The 18,050-nt window shown below is 63.9% G+C and carries 12 protein-coding genes, 1 tRNA gene and 1 pseudogene; 5 read left to right on the top strand and 9 right to left on the bottom strand.

Features of this window, described 5'->3' with window-relative positions:
* Positions 1 to 83 precede the first annotated feature (83 nt).
* Positions 84 to 965 (top strand): polyphosphate kinase 2, encoded by an 882-nt coding sequence (ppk2, locus tag ACED18_RS18300; RefSeq protein WP_377294947.1) that lies wholly within the window; start codon positions 84 to 86, stop codon positions 963 to 965.
* A gap of 1,368 nt (positions 966 to 2,333) precedes the next feature.
* Here the strand turns inward: ppk2 and ACED18_RS18295 are convergent.
* Positions 2,334 to 2,546 (bottom strand): annotated as a pseudogene (locus ACED18_RS18295) (biotin transporter BioY); the annotation flags it as partial.
* Positions 2,547 to 2,991: 445 nt separating this feature from the next.
* Here ACED18_RS18295 and ACED18_RS18290 point away from each other — a divergent pair.
* A complete protein-coding gene (locus ACED18_RS18290; RefSeq protein ID WP_377294945.1) occupies positions 2,992 to 3,951 on the top strand; it encodes an NAD(P)H-dependent flavin oxidoreductase in 960 nt (319 codons plus the stop codon).
* Between the two features lie 182 nt (positions 3,952 to 4,133).
* A tRNA-Thr gene (locus ACED18_RS18285) sits at positions 4,134 to 4,209 on the top strand.
* 204 nt (positions 4,210 to 4,413) lie between these two features.
* Here the strand turns inward: ACED18_RS18285 and ACED18_RS18280 are convergent.
* The 6 genes from ACED18_RS18280 to ACED18_RS18255 all read right to left on the bottom strand — a co-directional run bounded on the left by ACED18_RS18280 (position 4,414) and on the right by ACED18_RS18255 (position 11,228).
* Entirely contained in the window at positions 4,414 to 5,271 is an 858-nt protein-coding gene (locus ACED18_RS18280; RefSeq protein WP_377294943.1) for an ABC transporter permease, read from the bottom strand.
* A 2-nt stretch (positions 5,272 to 5,273) separates the two neighbouring features.
* Entirely contained in the window at positions 5,274 to 6,143 is an 870-nt protein-coding gene (locus ACED18_RS18275) for an ABC transporter permease (RefSeq protein WP_377294941.1), read from the bottom strand.
* A gap of 5 nt (positions 6,144 to 6,148) precedes the next feature.
* The gene (locus tag ACED18_RS18270; protein WP_377294939.1) at positions 6,149 to 7,222 is read right to left on the bottom strand and encodes an ABC transporter ATP-binding protein; all 1,074 of its coding nucleotides are present in this window, start codon (positions 7,220 to 7,222) and stop codon (positions 6,149 to 6,151) included.
* Positions 7,223 to 7,362: 140 nt separating this feature from the next.
* A complete protein-coding gene (locus tag ACED18_RS18265) occupies positions 7,363 to 8,439 on the bottom strand; it encodes an extracellular solute-binding protein (RefSeq protein WP_377294937.1) in 1,077 nt (358 codons plus the stop codon).
* A gap of 196 nt (positions 8,440 to 8,635) precedes the next feature.
* Positions 8,636 to 10,123, bottom strand: a complete 1,488-nt coding sequence (locus ACED18_RS18260; RefSeq protein ID WP_377294935.1) for an aldehyde dehydrogenase family protein — start codon at positions 10,121 to 10,123, stop codon at positions 8,636 to 8,638.
* A gap of 1 nt (position 10,124) precedes the next feature.
* Positions 10,125 to 11,228, bottom strand: coding sequence for a mandelate racemase/muconate lactonizing enzyme family protein (locus tag ACED18_RS18255; protein ID WP_377294933.1), 1,104 nt, complete (start codon positions 11,226 to 11,228; stop codon positions 10,125 to 10,127).
* A gap of 162 nt (positions 11,229 to 11,390) precedes the next feature.
* Between ACED18_RS18255 and ACED18_RS18250 the strand changes: the two genes are divergently transcribed.
* Entirely contained in the window at positions 11,391 to 12,890 is a 1,500-nt protein-coding gene (locus ACED18_RS18250; protein ID WP_377294931.1) for a PLP-dependent aminotransferase family protein, read from the top strand.
* 70 nt (positions 12,891 to 12,960) lie between these two features.
* Here the strand turns inward: ACED18_RS18250 and ACED18_RS18245 are convergent, their stop codons facing one another.
* Together ACED18_RS18245 and ACED18_RS18240 are read right to left on the bottom strand one after the other, a co-directional pair.
* On the bottom strand, positions 12,961 to 14,577 hold the full coding sequence (locus ACED18_RS18245; RefSeq protein ID WP_377294929.1) for a GMC family oxidoreductase: 1,617 nt from the start codon (positions 14,575 to 14,577) through the stop codon (positions 12,961 to 12,963).
* A gap of 148 nt (positions 14,578 to 14,725) precedes the next feature.
* Positions 14,726 to 15,838: a GlxA family transcriptional regulator gene (locus ACED18_RS18240; RefSeq protein WP_377294927.1), complete on the bottom strand. Its 1,113-nt coding sequence runs from the start codon at positions 15,836 to 15,838 to the stop codon at positions 14,726 to 14,728.
* Between the two features lie 255 nt (positions 15,839 to 16,093).
* Here ACED18_RS18240 and ACED18_RS18235 point away from each other — a divergent pair, with 255 nt between their 5' ends.
* Positions 16,094 to 18,040 carry an ATP-binding protein gene (locus ACED18_RS18235; RefSeq protein WP_377294925.1) on the top strand — a complete coding sequence of 649 codons (1,947 nt, stop codon included), beginning with the start codon at positions 16,094 to 16,096 and terminating at the stop codon, positions 18,038 to 18,040.
* Positions 18,041 to 18,050: the final 10 nt, after the last annotated feature.

The following is an 18,050-nucleotide window of genomic DNA, read 5'->3' as shown; positions in this document are numbered from 1 at the left end:
ACAGGATGGTCACGACGCGCTTGAATTCGCAATGCAATTGTGGCCTGCTGGCCTCCATCAACAGCCAAGGCGGGAGGATCGACATGGCCGAGACGGTGGAGAGCAAGGCGGTCGTTCTCGACATTGGCGGCAAGAAGCGCGCCTTCGACATCGACGATCCCAAGCTTCCCGGCTGGATCGACGACAATGCCTTTTCCTCCGGCGGCTATCCCTATCAGGACAAGCTGGACAAGGACATCTTTGCGAAGACGCTGGAGGATCTGCAGGCGGAACTCGTCAAGGTTCAGTTCTGGCTGCAGAAGACCGGCGGGCGCGTCATGGCGCTGTTCGAGGGCCGCGATGCCGCCGGCAAGGGCGGCGCCATCCACGACATCCTTGCCTATATGAACCCGCGCACGGCACGCGTGGTGGCGCTGACCAAGCCGACGGAGACCGAGCAGGGTCAGTGGTACTACCAGCGCTACGTGACGAAATTTCCGACCGCCGGCGAGTTCGTTCTCTTCGACCGCTCCTGGTACAATCGGGCCGGGGTCGAGCCGGTGATGGGCTTCTGCACGCCCGAGCAGCACGCGCATTTCCTGAAGCAGACGCCGCGCTTCGAGAAGCTGATCGTGGAAGACGGCATTCATTTCTTCAAGTTCTGGCTCGATATCGGCCGCGAGATGCAGCTCAAGCGCTTCCACGACCGGGCGCATGACCGGCTGAAAGTGTGGAAGCTCTCGCCGATGGACATCGCCGCGCTGAACAAATGGGACGACTACTCCGAAAAGCGCGACCTGATGCTGAAGGAAACCGACAGCGACCACGCCCCCTGGACGGTCGTGCGCGCCAATGACAAGCGGCGTGCCCGCATCGAGGTGATCCGCACGATGCTGTCGGCACTCGACTATGAGGGCAAGGACAAGAGCGTCGTCGGCGACGTGGATGGCAAGATCATCTGCTCCGGCCGCAAGTTCCTCGACTGACGCGGCCGGTCACGTGCCCGGCAGCAGGCGTATGGCGTAGAGATTGAGGCTTTCACCCTGGCCGCTGACATCGCTGTTGATCAGCAGGCGGCCCGGCGTGCCCGGTGCCAGCGTGCGATCGAAACGAACCTGAAAGAGCATGTCGACCTTCTCGCCATGCACGGTGAAGCGGTGGCGGCCACAGCTGCCGAGGCTGGCGAAATCGCATTCCACGTAGAACTCGGTCGACTGGCCATCCACGCCCTGAACCGTCAGCGCGACGGTCGAGGTCTTGCCCGAGATGTCGTCGAGCGCCCCGGCCGGCACGGTGATGGCAACTTCACCATCCGGACCGGATGCGCGCGACGCGATCCGCAGGCGCGGACCGGCCTCGTCCTTGACGACCTCCGTCGTTGCCTGGGAGCCACCGGAATAGCCCTCGCCGGCTTCCGTCGGCTGGAACACCGGCAGCCAGTCGGCGGTAAAGCCTTCGCGCTTGCCGAGTGTCTTCAGGCCGGCACCCGCACCGTTCGGATTGTCGGTTGTCGCAACAGGCATTTCGCTGTTCGGGTCGAGCAGCGGCTTCAACAGGCCCTGCTGATCCAGCCACCAGGCTGCAGCGGCCAGACCGCCGCCAAGCGTTGCGAGGACAAGAAAGGTCGAGAACAGCCAGCTGCCAAGGCTCGACCGCTTCTTCCTGCCCGCCCGACGCTCGGCCTTGCCGGCGCGCCGCTCCTTGGCGGAGATCTTTTTCGCAGTCTTGCCGTTGTCGGAGGCCGGGCTGCGCAGGGCAAGGCGTTCGCCACCATCGCGCCCGCCCAGTTGCATCGCAGCGGCGGTCTCCACCGTTGCGGCACCGGGCGAAGGCGCCTGCGGCGTCTCGCGGCGCTCCACCGCGATCGGCGGCGGATCCACGCTCGGTTCGGGCGCTGCAGGCTGCGGCTCGACAGCCGCATCGACAGAGCGAACGGAGGCGGACTGAAGGCCCGCCAGAGGATCGTCCACGGGCCGGTCGCGGGTGTCATCGACCGGCGCATCGACCAGCATATCGACGGAGGCGGCGTCTGTTGTCTCCACAGGCGCCACGACATCGGGCACCGGCTGCGACGGGCGAACAGCGCCCTCGCGCTCGGCTCCCGGCGTCCAGCCGGCCTCGTCGGTGGAGGATGCGCCGGAACGCCCCCAGAAACGCGGCGGCTCACGATGGTCCCGGCGCGTGTCGACAGGCCTCGCATCGGCTCCTGCGACGTTGCGCGAGGCGATGACTGGCTCCGGCGTTCCCAGTGTTGCGAAACCCTCCGGCTGAACGGCTGGCTCGCCGCGCGCGGGCGCTGCAAATCGCTCGGCCGGCGTGACGACCGGAGGCACGACCTTTCCCGGGGTCGAGCCGAGGGCAAAACGTTCCTCCGCCTCGACCGCCTGGATGATGGATTCCAGACGCTGGCGCTGTTGCGAGACGATGGCAGGATCAGTCACGTCCTGCTTACGAAGACCGCTCTCCAGCGCAAGACGGGCCGACTGGTAAATCCGGGCGCGCGTTTCCGGATTGGTACGGTCCGAGCGGTCGAGCGCGTTTCTGATCGCAGTTTCCAATCCGCTCACGTCTTTTCCTTCCCTCAGCCAGGATCGCTCCGCTTCTTCCGCGCCGAGCCCGGCCACGGATGGCCCTTTACGTTTCGGTAACCATTGGCCGGAAGATACGCAAGAGGCGGCCTCAGCCCCAGGTGACGATCCCCAGGCGAAGACGCGCCAAAGACGATCTGCTGCGCCACTTTCCTGCGCGAAGCCGGCAAATTTCCGACACTGCGCGCACTCGACGGCGGCGGGCGCGAATCATGCGACCTGCCGGGCGGCAGGCCGCACCGGATGACCCACACCGGCCTGAAGGCGCGAGGCGATGCCTGTCTTCCAGAGCACCCCTCCTCCAAAGCTGGGCCGGCCCGAAACGGGTCCGCGGCCCATGTGCTGACTTGCGTTGGGGCGGCTGTCTGCGCTACCGTGCATTTCTTACGTTTACGCAAACGTCACATCTGGGAGGATGAGACCCGTGACCCTGCCGCCCGTCCTGTCCGGCCTTCGCCGTATTCCCGCGATTGCCGCACCGCTCTTCATCATCTCGCATCCGGCACTGACGATCGCGCAGTGCAAGGCGGGGATTGTCGGCGCCTTTCCGGCCCTGAATGCCCGTCCCGCCTCGCAACTCGACGAGTGGCTGGCCGAGATCACGGAGACGCTCGCGGCCCATGATGCCGCGCATCCGGACGCACCTTCCGCTCCCTTCGCCGTCAACCAGATCGTCCACCGCTCCAACAAGCGGCTGGAGGAGGATCTGATGCTGTGCGTGAAATACAAGGTCCCGGTGGTCATTTCCTCGCTCGGCGCCGTGCCGGAGGTGAATGCAGCCATCCATTCCTACGGCGGTATCGTGCTGCATGATGTCATCAACGACCGGCACGCCCGCTCGGCAATTCGCAAGGGAGCCGACGGCCTGATCGCGGTCGCGGCGGGGGCCGGCGGGCATGCGGGCACGCTCTCGCCCTTCGCGCTCATCCAGGAAATCCGCGAATGGTTCGATGGGCCGCTGGCGCTTTCCGGCGCGATCGCCACGGGTGGCGCGATCCTCGCCGCCCAGGCCATGGGCGCTGACCTCGCCTATATCGGTTCGCCCTTCATCGCCACCGAAGAGGCCCGGGCTGTCGATGCCTATAAGCAGATGATCGTCGACAGCGCCGCTTCCGATATCGTCTACTCCAACTACTTCACCGGCATTCCCGGCAACTATCTGAAACCATCGATCACGGCGGCGGGCATGGATCCCGACAATCTGCCCGAGGCCGATCCCTCCAAGATGGATTTCGAGAAGGCCGCCGACGGGCCGAAGGCCTGGAAGGAAATCTGGGGCTGCGGCCAGGGCATCGGCGCCGTCAAGGCCGTCACCCCGGTGGAAACGCTGGTGGCGCGCCTGGAGAGCGAATACAGGGCCGCCCGCGCGCGCCTTGCCCTTTGATGAGACGCGCGCGATCATCGCCTGACAACCCGGTGCGCGCGAAGACCTCGCGCGCGCCAAGCGAACAGGGGTCACCCCCGCCACAGCTTTTTTCACCAAACTCCCGACATCAGGCTTGAATTCCCGCCACTTTGCAGTTATCAGCCCCTCACCTTCCGCTCCGGCCTGCCGGAGGCCGGATTGCCGCTTTAGCTCAGTCGGTAGAGCACATCATTCGTAATGATGGGGTCACGTGTTCGAGTCACGTAAGCGGCACCACTCAACTCAATGATTTCGAAACAACATTCTTCACGGGCATCGATGCGTGCGTCTGCGTCGCGCGGCAGCCGGTGATTTCGCTGCATGTAACCCACGTCAAACTATCTGCATCGCATCCGACGTGAGCGCCTCAAGATTGCGGCGCGGCGGGCTCATCAGACCCTCATCATTTGGCGGAGCACAGGTGGCTTTGGCGGCGCGCTCTCACGCCTTGCCGCGCTGGACGACCACGCTCAGCAAGGCCAGCAGGCCCGATCCGAGCATCAGGAAGACGGAGACGGCGTTCAGCACGGGTGTCGAGCCGACCTTTACCATCCGATCGTACATGGTGATCGTCAGGGGCGCATCCGAGCCGACCAGCATCAGCGTCGTGTTGAAGTTCTCGAAGGAAACGAGGAAGGCCACCACGAAGGCCGAGAAGAGGGCCGGCGCGAGATAGGGCAGCGTTACGGTGCGCAGCACCCGTGTGCGGGTCGCACCAAGGTTCAGCGCAGCTTCCTCGAGGGCGATATCGAACTTGCGCAGGCGCGCGGCGATAACGAGGGAGGTAATCGTCGTCAGGAAGGAAAATTGGCCGAGGATGACGAGAAACAGGCCGGGGCGGAGGAAATCCCATTCCAGCCCGAAACTCTCTTCAACACCATTGGCGATCATGCTGGCTAAGACGAGGATGGAGATGCCGAGGATCACGCCGGGGATGACGAGCGGCACGATCATCAGAATGTAGAAGATGTTCTTTCCCGGGAACTGCTTCCGCTCGAACAGGAAGGCGTTGCAGGTGCCCGCAGCGACGGCGAGCGCGGAGACGATGACGCCGATATAGAGCGAATTTTCCAGTCCGCGCAGCAGGCGCCGGTCGTGGAACATGCCGATCTTTGGTTCGGTGCTGCTGAAGAACCAGTCGAGCGTGAAGCCATTCCAGGGCAGCGCCGGGAACATGGAATCGTTGAAGGCGAACATGCCGGCCGCAAACAGCGGCGCGGCGAGGTAGACGAGGAACGCCAGCATGTAGCCGCGGTACAGCCACTTCAGAAAGCGCGATTGCGGGGCCGCGACGTTCATGGTCAGTCCTTTGCGACGGTGGAGACGAGGCTCTGGCCGGTGAGGCGCAGGCCGAGCCAGACGACGAAGGAGGTGAAGACGAGCAGCAGCATGCCGAAGGTCGCACCCGCCTCCCAGTTGTAGCGCGTCACGAACTGTTCGTAGATCTGCTCGGTGAACCACATGCTGTTCTTGCCGCCGAGCAGGATGGGCGTGAGGTAGCTGCCGGCCGTCAGCATGAAGACGATGATGCAGCCGGAGACGATGCCCGGCATGGCATAGGGCACGACGATGCGGCGGAAGATGGTGAAGCGGCTGCCGCCGAGATTGTAGCCCGCCTCGATCAGCGCGTTGTCCATGCCGTCGAGCGTGGAGACAAGCGGCACGATCATGAACAGCACGACCGTGTAGACGAGGCCCATCACCACCGTGGCGTCATTGTAGAGCAGTTCCACCGGTCCGCTGACGAGGCCGCTCCACTGGAGGAAGCTGGAGATCAGTCCGGTTTCGCGCAGGATGACGATCCAGCCGAAGGCGCGCACGAGATCGCTGACCCAGAGAGGAATGAGGCACATGAGGAAAAGGGCGGTGCGCGACTGACGGTGTGCGATCTTCGCGATGTAGTAGGCGACGGGAAAGCCGACGATGAGGGCCATGGCAGTCACCAGGATCGACATCCAGGCGGTGCGCAGAAGCGTGTTCCAGTAGATCGGCTCCGACAGGAACGCGACATAGTTTGAAAAGCCGAAGGTGTACTCGCCCGGCCCCAGCTTCTCGCGCAGCGAGAGATAGCCGATGCCGAGCTGCGGCAGAATGATCAGCAACGCGATCCACAGCGCAAAGGGTGTGAAAAGCAGGATCAGCGAGAGCTTGCCGGTATCGGTGCGCGCCATGGGCGTCATCTCCTCACGGAGAAGGCACGGCCGTGATGGGCGCTCCAGCCGATCGTCACGGTCTGGCCGGGCGAGACCGGCCCCGTACCGTCCATGACTGCCTGGCCGACCTCGACGAGATGGCCGCCGGGCAGGCGGACGAGGATCCGGCTGCTGGCGCCGTTGAAGAGAAGGCTGTTCACCATGCCGGTCAGACTGTTGTCGCGATCCGCCGCGAGTGTGAGCACCTCGGGGCGGACGAAAAGTTCGACGGCGCTGCCGGGCGTGATGGCCGCGTCGCCGGCCAGCGCCAGCACCTCGCCACCGCCGTCAAGGGTCAGGCGTACCTTTCCATCCGCGACCGCGACAGCCCTGCCCGGCCAGCGATTGCTGTCGCCGACGAAGCCGGCGACGAAGCCGGAGGTCGGGTTGTTGTAGAGATCCTGCGGCGCGCCGATCTGCTCGAACCGGCCGGCATTCATGACGGCGACATTGTCCGACATGACCAGGGCTTCGGACTGATCGTGGGTGATATAGAGGAAGGTGGTCTCGAACTGGTTCTGGAGCTGTTTCAGTTCGATCTTCATGCGTTCGCGCAGCTTGAGATCCAGCGCGCCCAGAGGCTCGTCGAGCAGCAGCACGTCGGGCTCCAGCACCATGCAGCGGGCGATGGCGATGCGCTGTTTCTGGCCGCCGGAAAGCTGGTTGATCTGCTTGCTCTCCGTTCCCGGCAGGCCCACGCGGTCAAGGACGCGCGCCACTTTGCCGGCGATGTCGGCCCGGTTGTCGCCCCGGCAGCGAAGCCCGTAGGCGATGTTTTCGCCGACATTCATCATCGGGAAGAGCGCGAGATGCTGGAAGACCATCTTCACCGGCCGCCGGTTGGGCGGGGTGGAAAGGACAGACCTGCCCTTGATGCGGATGTCGCCGCTCGTCGGCGTCTCGAAGCCGGCGATCATGCGCATCAGCGTGGTCTTGCCGCAACCGGATGGGCCGAGGATGGAAAAGAACGAGCCGCGCGGAACGGCGAAGGACACACCGTCCACGGCCGCATGGGCTCCAAACCGCTTGTTGAGGGTGTCGCATTCAAGATCGTGCATGGCTTGCTCGCATATCGCAGCCCGCCGGTCGACGCTCCGGGCGTAGGGCTGACGGTCAGGCATCACTGTCTGGAGGCCGCCGGCCGGGCGCAACATCCCGGCCGGCGCGGATCATGCCTTGGGAGGCGATCCCATTCCGGTCAGTTCGACTGAGCGGCCTTGATGCGTTCCAGCGCCTTGCCTTCCATGTCCTCGATGCCCGGCGGGATATTGGCGAAGAACTTCAGGTTCTGCAGGTCCTTTTCCTTGAAGGCGGCCTGTACCGCAGCCTTCTTGTCGGCGGGCAGGAGATCGATGCCGTTGTTGACGGCCGAAATGGCGCCGGTGGAGTCGGACATCAGCTTGACGATTTCGGGCTTCATGACGAAGTTGATCCACTTGTAGGCGGCATCGTCGGCCTCTCCCTTGCGCGGAATGGCGAAGGTATCGATCCAGGCCAGCGCACCGGTTTCCGGCGGCACATAGACCAAGTTCTTGTTCTGGCCGTAGAGCTTGAAGGCGGTCGAATCCCAAGCTTCGGATACGACGACTTCGCCCGACAGCAGCAGGGTCGACAGATCGTCGCCGCCGTTCCAGTAGGTCTTCACATTGCTCTTGCAGGCGATCAGCTTGTCGGTGACTTCATCGAGCATGGCCTGGTAGGCCGCCTTGTCTGCGTAGAGCGCGAACGGATCCTTGCCGAGCGCGAATGCGGTGCCGAGCAGGATTGTGCGGCGCAGGCGCATCGAGGTGCGCCCCTTGTATTCGGGGTTGCAGAGGTCGCCCCAGCCCTTGACATTCGGTGCCTTGGAGATGTCGGCGACGAGGCCGGAGGTGCCCCACTGGTGCGGCACGGCGTAGAGCTTGCCGTCGATGGTGGCATTGGCCTTCACGCCTTCCAGCAGGTTGGGCGCGAGATTGGCCGTGTCGATCTTGGAAAGGTCGAGCGGCTTGTAGATGTTGTACTCCGTCTGGGCCGCGAAAATGCGGTCGTGACTCGGCTGGGCGAGGTCGTAACCGGCACCGCCCGTGGCGCGCAGCTTGGCGACCATTTCCTCGTTGTTGGAGAGCGTCACCTCGACGGTGATGTCGGGATTGGCTTCCTCGAAGAGCTTGATGACATTGTCGGGCGCATAGCCGCCCCAAGTCAGAAGCCTGAGCGTCTCGGCCTCGGCCGCCGAAGTGGCCATGAGCAGGGCGAGGGCCGTCGCTGCGGCATGCGCGAATGAGATCTTCATGCTGTTCTCCTCATCTGTTTGGCATCTCTTGAACGATACCGTTGCTCGGCATTCATTCCGTTCCGGCCATCATGCGTGGAGATGATGACCGTTGTTCCCGTTCTTGCTTGCAGCATCAAAGAATGAGATTGGCTTGCCTCAAAGGTCCATTGTCACCTTGCCGCCAGACCAGTCTGAAACCGCGGCGCGCAGCCTTTCAGCCGATGCGCGCCGTCACACTCTTGATGCGGGTGTAGCTCTTCAGTGCCTGGAGCCCCTTCTCGCGGCCGAAGCCGGATTGCTTGGAGCCGCCGAAGGGCACTTCGATACCACCGGCGAAATACTCGTTGATGTAGACCTGCCCCGCCTCGATCTCGCGCGCCATGCGATGAGCACGGCCGAAGTCACGGGTGTAGATGCCGGCAACGAGGCCGAAATTCGTGCCATTGGCGATGGCGACCGCTTCTTCCTCGTCATCCACCACCTGCACCGACAGGACGGGACCGAAGATCTCTTCCTGCACGACCGGATCATCGGCGCTAACGGTGTCGATGATGGTTGGCTGGAAGAACCAGCCGGCACCGCCATCGGGATCGACAGTGCGCTCGCCGCCAGCCGAGATGGTCAGCCCACGCTGACGCGCCGCGTCCACATAGCCCGCGACCTTGTCGAGATGGGCCGCGGAGTTCAGCGGCCCGAGCTGCGGACGGCGCAGGCCGTGGCCGATCCGCAGGGCACCGGCGCGCCGTGCCAGACGATCGACAAGCTGCGCATGCACGCTGCGCTCGACGACGAGGCGCGAGCCGGCCGAGCAGATCTGCCCGGCATTTTCATAGATGGCACCCAGGATGCCTTCGACGGCTGCATCCATGTCCGCATCGGCCATGACGATGACGGGCGATTTGCCGCCGAGTTCGAGCACGACACTCGCGACATGTGCCGCCGCCGCCTGCATGACGCGCACGCCGGTCTGGACCGAGCCCGTGAAGGTGACGTGGCGGATATCGGGATGAGCAACGAGCGGGCCGCCTGCCTCGGCACCGGTGCCCGTCACGACATTGAGTACCCCTGCCGGCAGGCCGGCCCGGAAGAGGAGATCCGCGAGCATCAGCGCCGTCAGCGGAGTCTGCTCTGCCGGCTTGGCGACCACGGTGCAGCCGGCGGCCAGTGCGGGAGCGAAGCTTCGGGCCGCCGTGGAGAGCGGATAGTTCCAGGGAATGATGTGGGCGGTGACGCCGACGGGCTCATCGACAGAAAAGCCGACGTAGTCGGTGCCGAGGGGAAAACTGCTGCCCTCGATCTTGTCGGCTGCGCCGGCGTAATATTCCAGGCAGCGTGCTGCGCCCTGCACGTCGCCTTCCGCTTCCTGAAGCGCCTTGCCGCTGTCGAGGCTTTCGACCACCGCAAAGCGCTGCGCCTCGGCGCGAAGCAAGGCTGCCGCGCGCATCAGAACGGCGCCGCGCAGATTGCCCCTGGTGCGCCCCCAGGTCTTCTGCGCCGTCCGGGCGGCTGCAACAGCACGATCCACATCGGCGCAATCACCGGCCGCAAATGCGTGGAAGGCGCGTGCCGCACCGGGATCGAAGGTCTCTATCGTCCGGCCGCCGGACGCGGTGACAAAGGCGCCGTCGATGAAGTGGCCGCTTGGAAGGCCGGCCAGCGTGCCTGTGCTGAAATATTCGGAAACGAGGCTATCGGTGCTCATCTCATTGCGCCTCGCTCATCTGGTAGCTGGACCGTGCCAGCCATTCCGGGTGGACTTCGACGCCCCAGCCGGGCTCTTCCGTCACGGTGGCCTTGCCATCGACGATGTCGTAAGGCGACTTGCGGAAAAGGCCGTCCTGCCAGGGATAGTAGTCCTCGCCCTCGATGGAGAATTCGAGGTATTTGCCGCCATTGGGAATGGCGCGCAGCAGATGCATGGTGAAGAGCGTGACCATGCCGAGATTGGCGGCGTGCGGTGTCACGGGCAGGCCGGCGGCCTCTGCCATGCGCACGACACGCAGGGTGCGGCTGATGCCGCCGAGATAGCAGATGTCGGGCTGGACGATATCGACCGCCTTCATGTCGATCATGCGCTGCCAGGTGGCCAGTTCGCAATCCTGCTCGCCACCCGTGACGTCCATCTCCAGCGCGTCCGTGACCTCTTTCGTCTGCGCCAGTTGCCAATAGGGGCACGGCTCCTCGAAATGCACGAGGCCATTGTCCTGCATGATGCGACCGACGGCGATGGCACGGGCCGGGGAATAGCAGGAATTGGCATCGGCCAGCAGATCGGCCTCCGCACCGACAGCCCTGGCGATCGTGGGGATGATCTCTTCTGTCCGGCCCGGCCATTCATCCTGATCGCGCCCGCACTCGGCCCCGACCCGGAATTTGAAGGCCGTGAAGCCGAACTCGCCATGCAGGCGGCGGAAGCGTTCGGCCTCGTCGGCCGGCGTGATGTCGCGCTTCATGGAGGAGGCGTAGGCGCGCAGCGAACCGGCAGTCCCGCCAAGCAGGGCCGCGACCGGCTTGCCAGCCTGCTTGCCGCGGAGGTCCCAGATCGCGGTATCGAGGCCACCCATGGCGCGGTAGAGATAGGAGCCCGGAAACTTGTGCTCGCGCTCGAAGATGCGGTCGAGATGATCGTCGAGATCGGTGATGTCGGTGCCGAGCGAGTAAGGTGCGACCTGGCGGTGCAGGATCTCGCAGGTCAGGTCGGAATGGTAGGTCGAGACCTGGCCCCAGCCGGTCGCGCCCGTCTCGTCGGTAATGCGGACGAAGCCGACATAGCGATTGCAGAAGGTCTCGATGCGTTTGATCTTCATGGCCGTCCGGTCTGTTTTCCTGGGGCTTGGCGTCCTTGAGACCGTTTGGCCTTGACGCCATCAACTGGTCCGACAATCATCACAAAATTCGAGGACGAGAAGGTCCACTTTGCTTTTCATAGCGGACCACTCTTGCAGCGGCTGACTGGCGGGGAGAGCGACATGGTCAAGTATGCGGGCGGCGCGCTGCTGCCGACGCTTTCCGTCGATCGGGCCTCCCGCACGCCGATCAGTGCCCAGCTTTGCGCGGCCTTGCGTGACATGATCCTGTCCGGCCGGCTGAAACCGGGGGAGCGGCTGCCGTCCAGCCGGACGCTCGCCAAGGAGCATGCGGTGTCACGCACCACCGCGATCAGCGTCTACGAACAGTTGGCGGCCGAGGGACTGATCCGCTCCAGCATCGGCGCCGGCGCCTATGTGACGGATACGCTGCGCGACGGCCGGCCGGCGGCGGTTCCCAGCCCGCCGTCCGGTGAGGAGATCCGCAGCCCGCCGCGTCTGGCGCAACTGAGCACGGAGGCCTCGGAGCATTTTTTCCCGCGGCTGGCCCATCCGGAAAATCCGCGCCCCTTCATCACCGGCATTCCGGCCTTTGACGAGTTTCCGATGGCACTGTGGGCCAGCATGGTCGCCCGCTACTGGCGCCAGCCGCGCAACCTGCTCCTCGGCTATCCGCCACCGGAGGGGCTGATGGAACTGCGTCGGGCCGTGGCGATGCATCTGCGTGCCAATCGCGGCATCGTCTGCGAACCCGAGCAGATCTTCATCTTCAATGGCGCGCAGGACGCCTTCAACCGGATCGGCAATACGTTGCTTGATCCCGGCGATACGGTCTGGATCGAGAACCCCGGCGCGATCGGCGCGCGCAACAGCCTGATTTCGTCCGGCGCGCGACTGGTGCCGCTCAGCATCGATTCCGACGGCATCAACGTGGCAGAGGGGCTGGAGATCGCACCGGATTTTCGCCTCGCCTTCGTCACGCCGGCGCACCAGCACCCCCTCGGCGTGACGATGAGCCTGCAACGACGCTTCGAGCTGCTGCGCGCTGCCGAGCGGGCCGGTGCCTGGATTATCGAGGATGACTATGTCGGCGAGTTCCACTACGCCGGCCATCCGCCGCCAACGCTGAAGAGCGTCGATACGTCCGGCCGCGTCATCTATGTCGGCAGCTTTTCGAAGACGCTGTTTGCGGCGCTGCGCCTGGGCTACGTCGTGGCACCGCCAGGTCTCGTCGATGTGTTCTACCGCATTGCCGGCGCGACCCTGCAGGGCTCGCCGGCAAGCCTGCAGTCGGTGGTTGCGAGCTTCATCGAACACGGCCACTTCGCAAGCCATATCCGACGCATGCGCCGGGTCTACGCCGACCGGCAGCAGGCGCTTCTGGCCGCTGCGGAACGGCACATGCAGGGTCTGATGGAGGTCGCACCGACCGATACCGGTTTCCACACGATCGGCCGGCTGGCGGAGGGACTGGATGAAAGTGCCGTGGCGAAGAAGGCTGCCGAGCGTAACATTCTCGTCTCGCCCATCAGTCGTTTCGCCATCACGCCGGTCGTGCAGCGGGGCCTCGTGCTCGGCTTCAGCTCCGCTCCGCCGCGCATGATCGCCAGCGCCGCCGAGACGCTGGGCGGGGTGCTGACGGAGATGCGGCAGTCGCGCTAGAGCCCTTGTTTATGCATGCATAACCTTGCCGACCCTCATTTCACGCCGGTCGGATCATGCGGCAGGTGTTTCAGCGGGCATCCTGCAGGATGAGATCGGAGCCCTTTTCGCCGACCATGATCGTGGGCGCATTGAGGTTTCCCGAGGTGATGCGCGGGAAGATCGAGGCATCGACGACGCGCAGCCCATCGAGACCATGGGCACGCAACCGGGCGTCCACCACCGCGCCCGCGGGATCCGGCCCCATCACGCAGGTGCCGCACGGGTGGAAGACCGACCCGGAGCGTGCGCGGATATCGGCGATCAGGGCGTCGTCGTCCACAATATCCGGACCGGGGCGAATTTCGCTCTCGATGATCTCCCGCATCGGGCCCGTCTGCGACAGCCGCCGCAGGAAATGGGCGGCATCCAGTAGCTCGCGCACATCCTCTTCCGTCGAGAGGTAGTTGGGCTGGATGAGGGGCGCGGCGAAGGGATCGGCGGACGCGATCGTCAGCGCCCCGCGGCTTGTCGGATGGCAGTTGGAGACGCCGACGAGGAACCCCGAAAAGACGTCCGGGCTCATCAGGGCCCGCCGGCCGGGCACGGCGCGGGTATAGCTGACGGGCGAGAAATAGAGCTGCATGTTTGGCCGCGCGTGCTCGGGGCTGGTGCGGAAGAAGCCGCCCCCCTGATTGACGCTGAGCGACAGGGGGCCGCTGCGCGTCAGCACATAACGCAGACCCACCTTCAGCCGGCCGAGCCAGGGGCGCAGCACATCGTTCAGCGTCGGGCGACGGCTGCGATAGAGATGGTCGAAGCCGATATGATCCTGCAGGTTCTGCCCAACCTGCGGGGCGGCATGGACCACGGGGATGCCGTGCCGGGCGAGCAGCGCGGGATCGCCGACGCCGGACAGTTGCAGGAGTTGCGGCGAGTTGATCGCACCGGCCGAGAGGATGACCTCACGCCGCGCCCTGATCTGCCGAAGGGCGCCGCCCTGGCGGTATTCGACGCCGACCGCCCGCCGGCCCTCAAAGAGGAGGCGCGTGGCATGGGCAGACGAGAGGACCTGCAGATTGGGGCGGCGCCGGGCCGGCGCGAGATAGGCGGTCGCCGCCGAGCAGCGGAAACCGTTGCGGGTGGTGATCTGGTAGATGCCCACCCCTTCCTGGGTTGCGCCGTTGAAATCCGGATTGCGGGCAAGACCTGCCTCGACGCTGCCCTCCACATAGTTCCGGCACAGCGGATGCACGACATCTTCGATGCTGGTGACGGTGAGCGGGCCACCCCTGCCCCGCCAGGTATCGGCACCGGCGAGATTGTCCTCCATCCGCCGGAAAAGGGGGAGCACGTCGGCATAGCTCCATCCGGGATTGCCGAGCGCCTGCCAGCCATCGAAGTCCTCGGCCTGCCCGCGAATGAAAACCATGGCGTTGATGGAGCTCGATCCGCCGATCACCTTGCCGCGCGGCCAATAGGCCTGGCGGTTGCCGAAGCCGGGCACCGGTTCGGTCATGTACTTCCAGTTCAACCGGTCGTGATAAAAGGCCTTGCCGTAGCCGATCGGCATGCGGACCCAGAAGTTCAGGTCGCTGCCGCCCGCTTCGAGAAGGGCAACGCGGTAGCGTCCGTTTTCGGAGAGGCGACTGGCCAGCACGCAGCCCGCCGATCCCGCGCCGACGATCACATAATCGAAGTCTTCCATGCCTGCCGATCCACTTCCGGATGCCTGGGGGTCAAAACCCCGGCCTTAGTCCTACCGGCGATTGGCTGGCATGACAGCGTCCATTTCGATCAGATGGACATACCATTTTGCGGACAGGCCGGCGGGCAAAGCCATGGGAGCGCGGGCGTCACGGGCTTGCGGCGCGCCTTTCCGCGGCGGCGTCGATGATCGCGCCCTCGGCTTCCTCTTCCGGCATGCGGGCAAAACCGGAGCGGACTTCCGTGGGCGAGACGCCATAGGTGCGGCGGAAGGCGCGGGAGAAGTGCGAGGCGTTGTTGAAGCCGACATCGATGGCGATGGCGATGATGGGTCGGTCGGTGCCGGCCAGAAGCTGGCGGGCGCGCTGCAGGCGCACGAGATTGTAGGCATGGGCCGGGGCCATGCCGAGCGTGGTGAGAAACAGCCGCTCCAGCTGCCGGCGCGAGAGGCCCACCATGCCGGCCAGCGACTGGATGCTCTTCGGCTCGGCCAGGTGCTGCTCCATGGTGATGAGCGTGGCGTTGACGCGGCGATCCGTGGTGGCCATGCCTTCGAGCTGCTGCAGGGGCGCGCGCGTCTGGGTGTCGGTCGGGGCGCGGGCGCGGCCGATCTGCAGCACTTCGAGCGCATTCTGCTCCGCATCCCGGCCGATAAAGGTGCGGATGATATGGGCGGCGAGGTCCGCCGAACTCATGCCACCAGCGCAGGAGCCGCGCATGCCGTCGAAATTAAAGAGCCGGTCTGGCCGCGCCTTCAGATCCGGGAAGCGCTCGCGGAACGAGGCGTAGTGCAGCCAGCTCACGCAGGTCTGGTGACGGGTGAGAAGCCCGGCTTCGGCGAGGATGAAGGTGCCCGTGCACAGGCCGATCAGGGGAATGCGCAGATCGGCCGCATGTTGCAGGAAACGCAGCGTTTCCTCGTCGCACAGCTCCTCGCTCTCCAGACGGCCACCCACCACGACGATCATGTCGAAGCGCTCGGGGCGCGTCAGGTCCGACGTGGGCGCAACGGAGACGCCGCAGCTGGAGCGGATGAGATGGCGCGTCGAACCGAGCAGCTCCCAGTCCGCCTTGACGCGGCCGGACCGGTCGAGCTCGTCGCTCGCCAGCCGCAGCGTGTCGATGAAGAGCGAGAAGGCCGAGAGGGTGAAGAGCCGGGCAAGCACGAAGCCGACCTTCAGCTTGCGATCGGGCGCGGCACCATCGGTCCTCGCCCGGCCGCCCGCCAGCCTGCGCGCCACGCCACCCTGAGCACCCGCCATCCGCTTCTCCTCATCCCCTTGTGCACGCCGCGCGGACCTCTCGCCGGCCCCGGTGGGATTGTCGGATCATACCGCAGGTGCCGCAACCCCGCCCGTGGCTTTGCGCCTTTGGGTGTCAAAACTACGGCTGGGGGGCAGCACGGCACCTTCACCGCCGCGAGCGGCCGCCGCCTAGGCGGCCTCTTTACCCTTGACCCTCAGCCACGCTTCATCGCTAATGAACGCAAAACGCGAGTAATACTTAGCAGCAGGGAGGTGGTTGTGAGGATTAAGGCTCTGATACTTGAAAACTTTAGGTCATATAGGGAGCAAACAACAATTCCCTTTGCACAGTTGACCGGCTTCATTGGACGCAACGATGCTGGGAAATCGACCATTCTCGAAGCACTAGATATATTTTTTGAAGGCGGTGTAGCGAAAATTGAGCCAGCCGATGCGAGCAAAGGGGGAAATCCACGAAACGTGCGGATCGGCGTCGTTTTTGATGATTTGCCCAATCAGCTCATTCTCGACTCGAATGCGCTGACGACCCTCCAAGCCGAACACCTGCTTAACGCTGACGGCGACCTCGAAGTGCACAAGGTTTTCAATTGCGGAAATCAGACGCCAAAGGCCGTGATTTCCGCTCAAGCGGTCCACCCCACAACGCCCCAAGCCGCAGACATTCTACAAAAGAACCAGCGTGATCTCCGAACGATCATTCGTGACCGGGGCCTTGAGAACAATTGCAGCCAGGCCGAAAACCCCTCGATGCGGCAGGCGATCTATCAATCCATCGGTGGGTTGAGCCTCCAGCTTCGTGACGTTCCGCTGAACGAGGAAAACGGCAAAACGATATGGTCGTCCTTACAAGCCTACATGCCTATATTCGCATTATTTCAATCGGACCGGCAGAGCAGCGATCAGGACGCTGAGGTCCAGAATCCGATGAAGATCGCTATCGAGCAGGCTTTGGAAACTCTTGAGCCCCAGCTCGATCAGATTACTGCTGAAGTCCATCGGAAGGCTCAGGAGACGGCCCAAAGGACGCTTGAAAAGCTGCGAGAGACCTATCCCGAAATTGCATCGACACTGGAACCAAAATTCAAAAAGCCGTCTTGGAAGAACATCTTCAAGCTCGACCTCGAGGCTGATGATGGCATTCCACTTAACAAGAGGGGCTCTGGCGTCCGCCGTCTTGTGCTCTTGAGCTTCTTTCAGGCCGAAGCTGAAAAGCGACGCGCCGAAGCACAAGCCGGAAACGCACCGCGCAGAAGGGTTGTCTATGCGATCGAAGAGCCTGAGACATCGCAGCATCCTGACAACCAAGAGCAGATCATCGGCGCTTTGAAAGCCCTAGCCGCGACGGGCGATCAGGTTGTGCTGACGACGCACGTTCCGGCGCTTGCCGCCCTTATCCCCCTCGAAAGTCTCCGCTTCGTTGATCGTGACCCGGCGACTGGCGCTGTTCGCGTGCGCAGTGGATCGCAGGGCGATGGAGTGTACGCCGAAATCGCGGACGCTCTTGGTGTGCTCCCTGATCCGCTTGCCAAACAGGGCATTAGGGTAGCGGTCCTTGTCGAGGGAAAGACCGACATCGATGCAATCAGGTCTATGATGCAGGTCTTGGTAGCTGCCGGGGAAATTGCTCAGATCGACGAGCGTTACATCTTCTGGACAATCGGCGGAGGAGACAACACGCTAAAGGACTGGGTCGAGCGGCGCTATCTGGATAAGCTAAACGTCCCGCAGGTTATGCTTCAAGATTCGGATCGCACGAGCGCGGCGCTTCCGATCAAGGCGGAGAAGACTACATGGCTACAGGACATGCAGGCAAGGCCGCACACGACGGCATTCCTCACAAGAAAACGCAGTATCGACAACTACTTTCACCCTGACGCACTCACACGACTTACGAAGAACCTCCTCAGTCTGCCTGCCGGAATCGACCTTGATTTCGTGAAGATGGCCGATGAGCTATCCATGCACCTGACCGCCGCTCGACAGAACGCAAGGCAGACTGGTTTCAACTACCAGCCCGACGACCATAACGGCGTTCGGATCAGTAAGACAAATCCCGGGGCATGTAAGACCATCATCTGTGCGCATATCATGCGGCACATGACTGCCGAAGAAATAAGGCAGCGCGCCAGCTATCAGGACGGTGTGGATACAAAGCACGAGGTCATGGAGTGGATCGCGGCCATTCAAGCGCATCTGTGAGCATGACTAG

Source organism: Rhizobium sp. SG2393 (assembly GCF_042610495.1).
In the GTDB taxonomy this organism is placed as follows: Bacteria; Pseudomonadota; Alphaproteobacteria; order Rhizobiales; family Rhizobiaceae; genus RU20A.
The sequence above is the reverse complement of the archived record's forward strand: the minus strand, read 5'-3'. Positions and strand labels throughout refer to the sequence as shown.